Origin of the sequence: Pseudomonas sp. SM4, from assembly GCF_051913165.1 — a bacterium.
Taxonomy (GTDB): Bacteria; Pseudomonadota; Gammaproteobacteria; order Pseudomonadales; family Pseudomonadaceae; genus Aquipseudomonas.
In genome coordinates this window covers 140,021-153,494 of sequence record NZ_JBODOE010000004.1, presented here as the reverse complement: position 1 = coordinate 153,494, position 13,474 = coordinate 140,021, and the positions used below count along the sequence as shown (strand labels likewise).

Genomic DNA, 13,474 nt, shown 5'->3' with positions numbered 1-13,474 from the left:
GATCGCAGCCTTCGGCAGCTCCTACAGGGTGAGTCAGCCGCGGTAGTGTTTTTCGCCCCAGGCCAGATAGTGCTGCAGCAATTCCTTGAGTACCACCCGCGTTGGCTCGGCCAGGTCGGGGCGATAGCGGAACGGTTCGAACTCTTCCATGTAGGTGCTCTGGCACAACTCCAGCTGCACCGCGTGGATGTTCTCGGCCGGGTTGCCGTATTGGCGGGTGATGTGGCCGCCCTTGAAGCGGCCGTTGAGCACGTGGCTGTAATCGTCATGGCGCGCGCAGATGGCTTCCAGTTGCGTAGCGAGTTGCGGATCGCAACTGGCACCGTTGAACGTGCCAAGGTTGAAATCCGGCAGTTTGCCGTCGAACAGGTGCGGAATGATCGAGCGAATCGAGTGCGCATCGAACAACAGCGCATAACCGAACTCGGCCTTCAGCCGTGCCAGCTCTTGCTGAAGGGTGCGGTGATACGGCGTCCAGATTTGCTCCAGATATGTCGCACGCTGTTCTTTCGAAGGTTCGTGCCCTTCGCGGAACAACGCAATGCCATCGAACAGCGTCGCCGGGTACAGCCCGGTAGTGGCGCCGGTGTACAGCGGTTTATCGTCGGACGGTCGATTGAGGTCGATGACGAAGCGCGAGTACTCGGCAGCCAAAGTACTGGCGCCCAGTTCTTCAGCGAAATCGTACAGCTGCGGAATGTGCCAGTCGGTGTCCGGCAGGCTTTTCGCGTCCGCGATCAATCCGGCCTCGACCACCGGGGTCAAGCGCAGGCCCGCATGCGGCATGCTGATCAGCAACGGCACGCGGCCTTGTTTGAAATTCAGAACCTTATCCACAACCGCTCTCCTACAGATTTGATTCGACGCCGTGACGCACGACGCGTTTGTCCAGATCACCACCCAGCCAATAGGCCAGGTCCGCCGGACGATCGATGTGCCAGGCGACGAAATCCGCAACCTTGCCGACTTCCAGCGAACCATGGGTGTCGGCCATGCCCAGTGCTTGCGCGGCGTGAATGGTGGCGCCGGCCAAGGCTTCTTCCGGGGTCATGCGGAAACAGGTGCAAGCCATGTTCAACATCAGCCGCAACGACAGCGCCGGCGAGGTGCCGGGGTTGAGGTCACTGGCGATGGCGATCTTCACTTTGTGTTTGCGCAGGGCGTCCATCGGCGGCAACTGGGTTTCGCGCAGAAAGTAGAACGCGCCCGGCAGCAGCACTGCGACGGTGTCGGCTGCAGCCATGGCGATGGCGTCGGCCTCGTCCATGAACTCCAGATGATCGGCGGACAACGCCTTATAGCGCGCAGCAAGACTGGAGCCGTGCAGCGACGACAATTGCTCGGCGTGCAGCTTCACCGGCAAACCGAGTTTTTGTGCGGCGATGAACACGCGCTCGACTTGCTCCGGCGAGAACGCCAGGTATTCGCAGAAGGCATCCACGGCATCGACCAGGCCTTCGGCAGCCAGTGCGGGCAGCATTTCCTTGCAGATCAGCTCGATGTATTCGTCGGCGCGATCCTTGTATTCCGGCGGCAACGCGTGGGCGGCCAGACAGGTGCTGCGTACGCTGATCGGCAGCTCTTTCTGCAGACGACGGATGACCCGGAGGATCTTGCGCTCGTTGACCAGATCGAGACCGTAGCCGGATTTCATTTCGACCGTGGTCACGCCGTCGCGCATCAGGCTTTTCAGACGTTTGGCGGCGCTGGCGAACAGCTCGTCTTCAGTGGCTTCGCGCGTCGCGCGCACGGTGCTGGCGATGCCGCCGCCGGACGCTGCGATCTCCGCATAGCTGACGCCTTGCAGGCGTTTTTCGAATTCACCGCTGCGGTTGCCACCGAACACCGTGTGGGTGTGGCAGTCGATCAGGCCGGGAGTGACCCACGCGCCTTGCAGGTCATTGACCGCCGGGTATTCGCCGGACGGCAATTGCTTGCGCGGGCCGATCCACTCGATGAGCGCACCGGACGTCACGATGGCCGCATCCTCGATGATCGAGTAGACGCCTTGCGCCATGGTTGCGACGTGGCAGTGTTGCCAGAGGGTTTTCATCCCAAATCCTCGTCTTGTGATCGTTCCCACGCTCTGCGTGGGAATGCAGCCCGTGACGCTCCGCGTCACTGGACGCGGAGCGTCCCTTGAGGCATTCCCACGCGGAGCGTGGGAACGATCAGTGGGTGGGTTAAAGGCTAGGCAAAAGCTTCGCCGGAACCAGATCGGTCAGGCAGCGCGAAGCCAACAGCTCAGTCGCCGCATTGATGTCCGGCGCAAAGAAGCGGTCCTTCTCGTAAAACGGCACTTCCTTGCGCAAAATCGCCCGCGCCTGCTCCAGCTTCGCCGAAGTCTTCAGGCCGTTACGCAAATCCAGCCCCTGCACCGCCGCCAGCCATTCCACCGCGAGAATCCCGCGGGTGTTTTCGGCCATTTCCCACAGACGTTTGCCGGCCGCAGGCGCCATGGAAACGTGGTCTTCCTGGTTGGCCGAAGTCGGCAGACTGTCCACCGAATGCGGATGGGACAGCGCTTTGTTCTCACTGGCCAAAGCAGCAGCGGTCACCTGAGCGATCATGAACCCGGAGTTCACCCCGCCATTGGCCACCAGGAACGGCGGCAGCTGCGACATGTGCTTGTCCATCATCAGCGAGATGCGGCGTTCGCTCAGCGAACCGATTTCGGCGATGGCCAACGCCATGTTGTCAGCAGCCATGGCCACCGGTTCGGCGTGGAAGTTACCGCCGGAAATCACGTCGCCCTCAGCGGCGAAGACCAGCGGGTTATCAGAAACGGCGTTGGCTTCAACCGCGAGCACTTCAGCAGCCTGACGGAACTGGGTCAGGCAAGCGCCCATGACTTGCGGCTGGCAGCGCAGCGAGTAAGGGTCCTGCACCTTCTCGCAGTTCTGGTGCGAATCGGACACTTCGCTACGCTCACCGAGCAGATCACGGTAAGCCGCAGCGGCGTCGATCTGACCTTTCTGGCCACGCGCGGCGTGAATGCGTGCGTCGAACGGCGAGCGCGAACCCAGTACAGCTTCAACGGTAAGGCCGCCCAGCGCCAAAGCACCGGCAAACAGGTCTTCACCTTCAAACAGACCACGCAATGCAAACGCGGTGGAAACCTGCGTGCCGTTGAGCAGCGCCAGACCTTCTTTAGCCGCTAAAGTCAGCGGCGTCAGGCCGGCGACTTTCAGCGCTTCAACAGCCTCCATCCACTCACCCTTGTAGCGCGCCTTGCCCTCGCCCAGCAGCACCAGCGACATATGCGCCAACGGCGCCAGATCGCCTGACGCGCCCACCGAACCTTTCAGCGGAATGTGCGGATAGACCTCGGCATTGATCAGCGCGATCAGCGCATCGATCACCACACGGCGAATGCCGGAAAAGCCACGGCTGAGGCTGTTGACCTTGAGCACCATGATCAAACGCACCAGCTCATCGCTGATCGGCACGCCAACACCGGCAGCGTGGGACAACACCAGCGAGCGCTGCAGGTTTTCCAGGTCTTCGCTGGCAATGCGCGTCGAGGCCAGCAGGCCGAAACCGGTGTTGATGCCGTAGGCGGTGCGGTTCTCGGCGAGGATCTGTTCAACGCAAGCGACGCTGGCTTCGATCTGCGCCGAGGCGCTGTTGTCGAGCGTCAGCTTGACCGGGTTCTGGTAGACGTCACGCAGTTGGGCCAGGCTCAGTTGGCCGGGAATCAGGTTCAGCGCAGTCATTTTGTGCTCCTTTTGAGAGTTTGTTATTAACTCGCCAGACGCTCCGGAGATGTCCGTTGTCCGTCGCGTCTCGCCTTTTGGGGAGTCGCGCCTTGGCACGCTGGCGTGGGTATTTTTCAGTGCAAATTCGGTAAAACGTTGTGCAGCAGATTCGGCGCTTTCAACACGCTCGCAGCGGCGGCGATATCCGGCGCCAGCCAGCGATCCTGATCGTAGGCCGGGACTTTTTCGCGCAGCAGTCGCCAAGCGACATCGGTGCCCGCGCCGAAGCGTTGTTCCTTGAGGAATTCAAACGCCTGCGCCGCCAGCAGGTATTCGATGGCGAGGATCTGCGTGCAGTTTTCCAGCGCGCGATGCAGCTTGAGCGCGGCATTGGTGCCCATGCTCAAGTGGTCTTCCTGCAGACCCGAAGTGATGTAGTTGTCGAGCACCGCCGGTTGCGCCAATTGACGGTTTTCCGCACACAGCGACGCGGCGACGTACTGGACGATCATCATCCCCGAGTTCACTCCCGGATTGGCCACCAGAAACGCCGGCAGACCGCTGACGTGCGGGTTGACCAGACGATCGAGTCGACGCTCGGCAATCGAGCCGATTTCGGCCATGGCAATCGCCAGCAAATCGGCCGCCATCGCCACCGATTGGCCGTGCGGGTTGGCTTGCGACATCACCCGGAAGTTGTCCGGCGTACCCAGCAACAGCGGGTTATCGGTGCAGCCATTGAGTTCAGCTTCGACCTGTTTGATCGCATGATCGAGTTGATCGCGCGCGGCACCGTGTACCTGCGGGATCGAGCGGATACTCAGCGCATCCTGAGTGCGAATGCCTTTGCTCGACGCAATCACTTCACTGCCATCGAGCAATGCGCGCAGATTGATGCCGACCTGCTGCATGCCCGGGTGCGGTTTCAACGCGATGATCTCGGCGTCGAACGCGTCGATCTGGCCGCGCTGGGCTTCAAAACTCATTGCGCCGATGACATCGGCCCATTGCACCAGACGCGTGGCATCGGCAATCGCCAGACAGCTGAGGCCGGTCATGCACGGCGTGCCGTTGACCAGGCACAAGCCGTCTTTTGCGCCGAGCTGCACCGGTTGCAGGCCTTCCTCGGCCAACGCTTGTTGTGCGCAAATAATCTGCCCGCGATAGCTGACATTGCCGACGCCGAGCAGCGTGATGCCAATGTGCGCCATGTGCGTCAGGTAACCGACCGAGCCTTGCGACGGCACTTGCGGGGTGATGCCACGATTGAGCAGCGCCAGCAGCGCTTCGACGACGCGGCGATGAATGCCGGATTTGCCGTGGCTGTAGTTGTGAATGGCGGCGCAGATGATCGCGCGGGTCTGCTCGTCGGCGAGTACCGGGCCGACGCCGCAGGCATGGCTGAGCAAGGTGTTGCGCGAGAGCTGGCTGAGTTGTTGGTCTTTCAGGGAAACGTTGGACAAACCGCCCAGACCGGTGTTGACGCCATAGGCACGCTCGCCGCTTTCGACGATGCGCTGGACGATGCCTTGCGCATTTTCGATGCGCGCCCAGGTGTCGCTCGACAATTCGAGATGCGCGCCGTGACGGGCGACGGCGACCACGTCCTGCCAACGCAAGGGGCTGCCGGTGATAACGATTTTTTCAGCCTGGGACATCTAAAACCTCAACCTTAATATTGATGCAGCTTCACCGGCCTCATCGCTGGCAAGCCAGCTCCCACAGGATCTTCAGTGTTCACACAATCTCTGTAGGAACTGGGCCTGCCAGCCCTCATTGTTCACACAACCCCTGTGGGAGCTGGCTTGCCAGCGATAGGGCCAGTCAGTGCACTGCATAATTCAGATCAAACCACCGCAGCACGCCGCTGAACGAATCGGTCAACGTACTCATCCGCCGGCGAATGCAGGATCTCTCTCGGCGTGCCGACCTGAATCAACTTCCCATCCTTGAGAATCGCAATCCGGTTACCAATGCGCACCGCCTCATCAAGGTCGTGGGTGATAAACACGATGGTCTTGTGCAACGTCTTTTGCAGCTCCAGCAACTGGTCCTGCATCTCCGCGCGGATCAGCGGATCCAGCGCACTGAACGCTTCGTCCATCAGGATGATGTCGGTGTCTGCCGCCAAGGCGCGGGCCAGACCAACACGCTGACGCATGCCGCCGGAGAGCTGGTGCGGGTATTTGTTTTCGTAGCCCTTCAGGCCCACGGTGTTGATCCAGTGCAGCGCACGTTCCGCGCACATTTGCTTGCTCTCGCCGCGCACCTTCAGGCCGTAGGCGACGTTGTCGAGTACGCTCTTGTGCGGCAACAGGCCGAAGCTCTGGAACACCATGCTGATCTTGTGCCGGCGAAATTCGCGCAGGGCATCCATGTCGTATTGCAGGATGTCCACACCGTCGACGAGGATCGCGCCGCTGGTGGGGTCGATCAGCCGATTGAAATGACGCACCAACGTCGACTTGCCGGAGCCGGACAGACCCATGATCACGAAGATTTCGCCGGTGCCGATGCTCAGCGACAGATCGTTCACGCCGACCACGCAACCGGTCTCGCTCAGCACCTGATCCTTGGTCTTGCCCTGGCCGACCATCGCCAGTGCGTCCTTGGCGCGGTTGCCGAAAATCTTGAAGACGTTTTTGACTTCGATCTTGCTCACGGTTGCGTTGCTCATTTGCTCACCTCATGCCGTGGCCGACCGTACGCCTGAGTAATGCGGTCGATGACCACTGCGAGAATCACGATCGCCAGACCGGCCTCAAGGCCACGTCCGACGTTGAGGGTCTGAATCCCCACCAGCACATCTTCACCCAGGCCTCGGGCGCCGATCATCGAGGCGATCACCACCATCGACAGGGCCATCATGGTGGTCTGGTTGATCCCGGCCATGATGCTCGGCAGGGCCAGTGGCAATTGCACACCGAACAGTTGCTGCCAGCGGTTGGCGCCGAACGCGTTGATCGCTTCCATCACTTCGCCGTCGACCTGACGAATGCCCAGATCAGTCAGGCGAATCAACGGCGGCGCGGCGTAGATCACCGTGGCGAAAATCGCCGGCACCTTGCCCAGGCCGAACAACATCAGCACCGGAATCAGGTACACGAAACTTGGCATGGTTTGCATGATGTCGAGCAGCGGCATCAGCACCGAACGCAGGCGATTGCTGCGTGCCGAAAGAATCCCCAGCGGGATGCCGATCAGCACCGAAATGATCGTCGCGACCATCATCAGCGCCAGTGTCTGCATGAGTTTGTCCCACAGGCCGACCGCGCCGACGAGGAACAACAAACCGACGATGACCGCAGTGGTCACCACTTTGCGCGTGGCGTGCCAGGCGATCACACCGACGATCGCCAGCATCAGCCACCACGGCGCTGCGCGCAGCATGCCTTCGAGGTTGACGATGGCCCACAGCAGGGTGTCGGAGATATGGCGGAACACATCACCGTAGTTGGTGACCAGCGAATCGACCCAACCGTTGACCCAGTCGGCGATGGAAAAGGTAAAGCTCTCGGGAAACATAAGCGGCTCTCAATCAGAAATCTCAATCAAGCGTTTACGGCATATCTCCCGGCCTGCCTCGCGGTTAGCCGGGAGGTATCGACCTACAGCGCCGCGTCGATTTTCTTGGCAGCGTCGTCACTGACCCACGCATGCCAGACCTCAGGATGTTCCTTGAGGAAGATTTTCGCCAGTTTCGGCGACTCGATACGTTCCTTGGCCATGCGTCCCAGGTTCTGGTTCAGCAGGTCGATCGGCAGGTTGACCTTTTCCAGCACGGCGACCAGTTCCGGGGCTTCGTCGTGGAAGGTCTTGGACAGGCCGACCTTGATGCTCACAGACTTGTCGACGCCGGGTTTTTCTTCGAGTTTGACCAGGTCAACCTGGCCCATCAGCGGGGTTGGCGACCAGTAGTAGAACAGGATCGGCTCGCCACGCTTGTAGCTCGACAGCACCGCCGCATCCAGCGCCGGGCCGGTGCCTGGACGGAAGTTGGTGTAGCTGCTTTCGAGGCCGTAGCTTTTGAGCATTTCGCTGTTATCCAGCTCGCAGGTCCAGCCGGCCGGGCAGTTGTAGAAACGGCCCTTGGAAGGCTCTTCGGCGTCTTTGAACACGGCGGCGTATTTGCCCAGGTCAGCGATGTTTTTCAAGTCCGGGGCTTTCGGTTCCAGCTTCCGTTTGGCATCGCCTTCGATCACGTAGCGCGGCACGTACCAGCCTTCGACAGCGCCCACCACAGGTGCGCCGACACCGACGACCTTGCCGGCCTTCTCGGCCTTGTTCCAGACCTCGCTGCGGCCGACCCACTCTTCGGCGAACACTTGAATATCGTTGCTGCTCAGGGCGTTTTCCATGGTGATGGAGTTGCCCGGCAAACTGTCGGTCTTGCAGTCGTAGCCTTTCTCCAGCACCACTTGCAGGACGTCGGTCAGGAGCATGCCGCTTTCCCAGTTCAGCCCGGCGAATTTCACCGGTTTGCCCGATTCGCACCAGCCGGCGGCTTGCGTCGCGCCGGCACTGGCCAGCAGGCCCATGGACAGCAATGTGGTCAGCAGGGTCTTGTTCGATTTCATTGTTGTGACGCTCCTAATCATGAATTGGCTTACGGCAGTCAAGAGGCATCCAGCCCTGTCCACGTCCAATCAGGCCTGCGCCGCAGCGCGACCGGCCCCGCTTGTTTTAGGTTGTACAACGCTGTTCTGCTCGACCGGCAGAATCAGTTGATCGGGCACCGCGCTGTGCCATTTTTTTGCGCACACGTAGTAGACGACGGCCGGCAGCACCAGGCCGATGATCCAGGAAATATCCACATCACCGAGGGCCGCCACCAGTGGGCCGGTGTAGAACTTGGTGGAGATGAACGGCAACTGCACCAGCACACCGAACACGTAGACGCTGATGCCGAGCAAATTCCAGCGACCGTAGCGACCGTTCGGATCGGCCAGCGCCGGTACGTCGTAACGCTCACGGGTGATGCAGTAGTAGTCGACCAGATTGATCGCGCTCCACGGGGTGAAGAAGGCGAGCAGGAACAGGATGAAAGACTTGAACGCACCGAGGAACGAGTGCTGACCGAGCAGCGCGATCAGGGTCGCCGCGCCAACGATCACCAGCACGAACACCAGACGCTGCATACGCGTAACGGTCAGGTGACCTTTGAAACCACTGATGATGGTCGCGATGCACATGAAGCTGCCGTAGGAGTTCAGCGTCGAGATGGTCACCTTGCCGAATGCGATGCTGAAGTACAGCAGCGCAGCGGTGGCACCGGTGCCACCCAGACCGACGATGTAGGCAACTTCGTGACCGGCGAACTGGCCGTTGGCCGAAGCCGCCGCGAACACGCCGAGGATCATCGCCACCTGCGCGCCGACCACTGAACCGGCACCGGCGGCGAAGAAGGTTTTGACCGCCGAGGTATTGCTCGGCAGGTAACGGGAATAGTCAGCCACGTAAGGGCCAAACGCGATCTGCCAGGAGGCCGCGAGCGACACCGCGAGCAGGAAGCTGCTCCAACTGAAATGACGGATTTGCAGGAGTGCGCCGACGTCGGTCTGGCTCATCAGACGCCAGAACAGGAAGACGAAAGCGATCACGCCAATGACGCTGGCGACACGGCCGATCCAGTGGATCACCCGATAACCGAGCACCGTGACTACCACGATCACGCTGGCGAAAATCAGGATGCCGACGCTGTCGCTGACGTTAAACAACTGACCCAACGCTTGGCCGGAAAGTACGGTGCCGGTCGCGGTGAAACCCAGGTACATCAGGCACACCAACACGATTGGAATCGCCGCGCCATACACGCCGAACTGCACACGGCTGGAGATCATCTGCGGCAGGCCGAGTTTCGGCCCTTGCGCGGCGTGCAGCGCCATCACCCCGCCGCCGAGCAATTGACCGATCAACAGACCGATCAACGACCAGAACACATCACCCCCGAGCACCACGGCCAAAGCCCCGGTGACAATCGCAGTGATTTGCAGGTTGGCGCCCATCCACAGGGTGAATTGGCTGAACAGACGACCGTGTCTTTCCGCTTCCGGGATGTAGTCAATCGAACGCCTTTCGATCAACGGTTTGTTGCTTGCACGATCGGTGTTGACAGCCATGATTCAACCTCTGTGGATTGTTAGATTCTCTGTAGGAGCTGCCGCAGGCTGCGATCTTTTGATCTTGAAAAACCAACATCAAAAGATCGCAGCCTGCGGCAGCTCCTACAGGGCTTTTGCATTTATTTGCCGGTAATCATCGGCAGGTTCAGGCCCTGTTCCTTGGCGCAGTCGATGGCGATCTGGTAACCGGCATCGGCGTGGCGCATAACGCCAGTGGCCGGGTCGTTGTGCAGTACACGGGCAATGCGCTCGGCCGCTTCGTCCGTACCGTCGCAGACAATCACCATGCCCGAGTGCTGCGAAAAGCCCATGCCGACGCCGCCGCCGTGGTGCAGGGAAACCCAGGTCGCGCCGCTCGCGGTATTGAGCAGAGCGTTGAGCAGGGGCCAGTCGGAAACGGCGTCGGAGCCGTCCTGCATCGATTCGGTTTCACGGTTGGGGCTAGCCACCGAGCCGGAGTCGAGGTGGTCGCGACCGATGACGATCGGCGCCGACAGCTCACCGCTGCGCACCATCTCGTTGAAGGCCAGACCGAGCTTGGCGCGCAGGCCCAGGCCGACCCAGCAGATACGTGCCGGCAGACCCTGGAAGCTGATGCGCTCGCGGGCCATGTCCAGCCAGTTGTGCAGGTGCGCGTCGTCGGGGATCAGCTCTTTGACCTTGGCGTCGGTTTTGTAGATGTCTTGCGGATCGCCCGACAGTGCCGCCCAACGGAACGGGCCGATGCCACGGCAGAACAGCGGACGGATGTAAGCCGGTACGAAGCCCGGGAAGTCGAACGCGTTTTCGACGCCCTCTTCCTGTGCCATCTGACGGATGTTGTTGCCGTAGTCGAAGGTCGGAATGCCTTGCTTCTGAAATTCCAGCATGGCTTTGACGTGCACGGCCATCGACTGCTTGGCGGCTTTGATTACGGCGGCGGGCTCGGTCTTGGCGCGGGCGCGGTATTCGTCCCAGGTCCAGCCGGCAGGCAGGTAACCGTTGAGCGGGTCGTGGGCGCTGGTCTGGTCGGTGACCATGTCCGGGCGCACGCCGCGCTTGACCAGTTCCGGCAGGATTTCTGCAGCGTTACCCAGCAGCGCGATGGAGATCGCTTTGCCTTCTTTGGTGTATTTGTCGATGCGCGCCAGGGCGTCGTCGAGGTCTTTGGCTTGCTCGTCGACGTAGCGGCTTTTCAGGCGGAAATCGATGCTCACTTGTTGGCATTCGATGTTCAGCGAGCAAGCGCCGGCCAGGGTTGCCGCCAGCGGTTGTGCGCCGCCCATGCCACCGAGGCCAGCGGTCAACACCCACTTGCCGGTGAGGTTATCGTTGTAGTGCTGGCGACCGGCTTCAACGAAGGTTTCGTAGGTGCCTTGAACGATGCCCTGGCTGCCGATGTAGATCCAGCTGCCGGCGGTCATCTGGCCGTACATGGCCAGGCCTTTGGCGTCGAGTTCGTTGAAGTGCTCCCAGCTCGCCCAGTGCGGGACGAGGTTGGAGTTGGCGATCAGTACGCGCGGGGCATTGCTGTGGGTTTTGAACACGCCGACCGGCTTGCCGGATTGCACCAGCAGGGTCTCGTCGTCATTCAGGTTGGTCAGGCTTTCGACGATTTTGTCGTAGCACTCCCAGTTACGCGCGGCGCGACCGATACCACCGTAAACCACCAGTTCTTTCGGGTTCTCGGCGACTTCCGGGTCGAGGTTGTTCATCAGCATGCGCAGCGGCGCTTCGGTCAGCCAGCTCTTGGCGGTCAGCTTGTTGCCGCGGGCGGCACGGATTTCAACATTGCGAACCTTGGTAGGTTTCTGGGTATTGTCAGTCACGAAAAAGACTCCTCAGCGATCAATTCAAACCAACCCTGGCAGTGGGCAAGCAGCCTGCGCGCTTCGCTGCGCGACAAGCGAATCAGTGGACGCTGCGGAGAGCCTCGAACGACTCATACGCATACGTCTTTACTTGTACATACAAGCATATGCAATCGAGCGGCCAACTTGCTGGTGGGGTGTTCAAGAAAAAATGCGGACAGGGCTGGAGAGCGCCTGAAACAAGGGTTCAGGCGTGGATGAAATATTTCGAGGGTATTGATGGAAGGGATTGGGGATTTTTTCGAAAGCGAGGTTTTGCGCCACGCTGGGGCGTTCGGTAACAAGTTGGTGCGCATTGGGGAACAGGAGTGGGATGGCTGTTGTGGTGAGGGGATTTATCCCCGATGGGTCGCGAAGCGGCCCCATTTACAATTAAGAAGAAGTGGGGCTGCTGCGCAGCCCATCGGGGATAAATCCCCTCGCCACAGGGGGTTGTGTTCAGTTTTGGAGGAGTTCGATTACGCAGCAAGGGTCATTGGTGGATATTTCGATCAGGCCACTGTTACCGTCCAGTTGCAGGCAATCATGGCGACCGAGTTGCGACGCAGTGTCACCGACCTGCACTTCCAGTAACTCACTGACACTGAACACCAATACCGTCCCCGCCGAGCTGAAGAATCGCTGCTCACCGTCCAACCACTGCAACCGCGCGCTGTAACGCTGCGGCGCATAGATCAGGTTGAAGTCGCGAATCGCACCGCCGAGCAGCGTGCACGACACCTGGCTTTCACCGCTGAAGGCAAACGGGTCGAGCGGTAACAGCGGCCGCGTATCGTCGCCGTCGACGCACAGGGTCATGCCGTCACCCTGCAATACGGTGATCACCCGCTGATAACCGGCGAAGGTCGAAAAACCACCGGACTCGGCGATGTCGGCAATCGACAGGCGCCAGCCGAAACCATCCAGCCCGGCACCGGCATCACGGGTTATTTCCTCAGTGCTGCCGCCGCCGTTTTTCCACGGCATGCGCGGGTAGCCTTCCGCGCGTAAAACCTTCACTTCACTCATTTATGAAAGCGTCCTTCCAGACGATGACGAGAACCCGGGTGAATCAATCGTGCAGCGGTCACCGGTTGACGCCCCGACCACGTGCGGCGACGAATCAGCAAGCAAGGCTCACCCTTCTCAATCTGCAGCAACTTGCACTCGGACGGCTCGGCCAGAATCGCTTCAACCACGTGCTCGCCCTCGGTCAGCGGAGCCACTTGGTTCAGGTAGGCGTAAGGCGTTTGCAGGGTGAAGTCCTGCTTGAGGTATTCCGGCGCGACCAGCGCGTTGACGAAACGGTCTTCGATTTGCACCGGAATGTCGTTTTCGTAATGCACGATCAGCGAGTGGAAGACTTTCTGCCCTTCACGCATGTCCAGCGCCAGTGCGCGCTCGGAACCGGCGGCCTCTTCTTCGAGGGTGATCACCTGGCAGGTGTGGCGATGGCCACGGGAGGCGATTTCGTCGGCGATGTTATGCACTTCGAACAGCGCGGACTGGCTCTTCGGTTCGGCGACAAACGTGCCGACGCCTTGCATGCGCACCAACAGACCGTCGGCGGTCATCTCGCGCAGGGCGCGGTTGATGGTCATGCGGCTGAAACCGAGTTGATTGACCAACTCGCTTTCGGACGGCACGCGGTAGTGCGGCGGCCAGTTTCCGCTGTCGATCTGCTGGGTGATCATCTGTTTGACGCGGGCGTACAAGGGCGCCGGACTGTCGCCCATGTTCGCGGCCAACGGGGAGACTGGAGGCGGAGTCGGCACGGTTGATCCCTGTTCTTTGGATGAAAGTGGCTAGCTTGCCGGAGTTTACC

11 protein-coding genes are annotated in these 13,474 nt (G+C 60.5%); all 11 read right to left on the bottom strand.

Translation table 11 applies throughout. The annotated features are described in order from the left end of the window. Positions 1-33: 33 nt before the first annotated feature. Positions 34-837 (bottom strand): N-formylglutamate deformylase, encoded by an 804-nt coding sequence (gene hutG / locus ACQ4MY_RS09070; RefSeq protein ID WP_440094840.1) that lies wholly within the window; start codon positions 835-837, stop codon positions 34-36. Between the two features lie 10 nt (positions 838-847). Further along, positions 848-2,053, bottom strand: coding sequence for an imidazolonepropionase (gene hutI, locus ACQ4MY_RS09065; protein ID WP_440094839.1), 1,206 nt, complete (start codon positions 2,051-2,053; stop codon positions 848-850). A 130-nt stretch (positions 2,054-2,183) separates the two neighbouring features. Beyond that, on the bottom strand, positions 2,184-3,716 hold the full coding sequence (gene hutH, locus ACQ4MY_RS09060) for a histidine ammonia-lyase (RefSeq protein WP_440094838.1): 1,533 nt from the start codon (positions 3,714-3,716) through the stop codon (positions 2,184-2,186). 116 nt (positions 3,717-3,832) lie between these two features. After that, positions 3,833-5,356, bottom strand: coding sequence for a histidine ammonia-lyase (gene hutH / locus ACQ4MY_RS09055; protein WP_440094837.1), 1,524 nt, complete (start codon positions 5,354-5,356; stop codon positions 3,833-3,835). Positions 5,357-5,544: 188 nt separating this feature from the next. Then, positions 5,545-6,375: a quaternary amine ABC transporter ATP-binding protein gene (locus ACQ4MY_RS09050; RefSeq protein WP_008080602.1), complete on the bottom strand. Its 831-nt coding sequence runs from the start codon at positions 6,373-6,375 to the stop codon at positions 5,545-5,547. Further along, positions 6,372-7,223 (bottom strand): ABC transporter permease, encoded by an 852-nt coding sequence (locus ACQ4MY_RS09045; RefSeq protein ID WP_008080600.1) that lies wholly within the window; start codon positions 7,221-7,223, stop codon positions 6,372-6,374. The genes ACQ4MY_RS09050 and ACQ4MY_RS09045 overlap by 4 nt, the downstream gene beginning before the upstream one ends. An 83-nt stretch (positions 7,224-7,306) precedes the next feature. Beyond that, complete coding sequence (locus ACQ4MY_RS09040) at positions 7,307-8,275, bottom strand: ABC transporter substrate-binding protein (RefSeq protein WP_440094836.1); 969 nt, start codon at positions 8,273-8,275, stop codon at positions 7,307-7,309. Between the two features lie 69 nt (positions 8,276-8,344). After that, on the bottom strand, positions 8,345-9,817 hold the full coding sequence (locus ACQ4MY_RS09035) for a purine-cytosine permease family protein (protein WP_159811600.1): 1,473 nt from the start codon (positions 9,815-9,817) through the stop codon (positions 8,345-8,347). A gap of 122 nt (positions 9,818-9,939) precedes the next feature. Beyond that, the gene (gene hutU, locus ACQ4MY_RS09030) at positions 9,940-11,628 is read right to left on the bottom strand and encodes a urocanate hydratase (protein ID WP_064388899.1); all 1,689 of its coding nucleotides are present in this window, start codon (positions 11,626-11,628) and stop codon (positions 9,940-9,942) included. A gap of 480 nt (positions 11,629-12,108) precedes the next feature. Next, the gene (locus ACQ4MY_RS09025; protein ID WP_440094835.1) at positions 12,109-12,678 is read right to left on the bottom strand and encodes a HutD/Ves family protein; all 570 of its coding nucleotides are present in this window, start codon (positions 12,676-12,678) and stop codon (positions 12,109-12,111) included. Next, positions 12,675-13,385 (bottom strand): histidine utilization repressor, encoded by a 711-nt coding sequence (gene hutC / locus ACQ4MY_RS09020; RefSeq protein ID WP_163013658.1) that lies wholly within the window; start codon positions 13,383-13,385, stop codon positions 12,675-12,677. Before hutC ends, ACQ4MY_RS09025 begins: the two co-directional genes overlap by 4 nt. Positions 13,386-13,474: the final 89 nt, after the last annotated feature.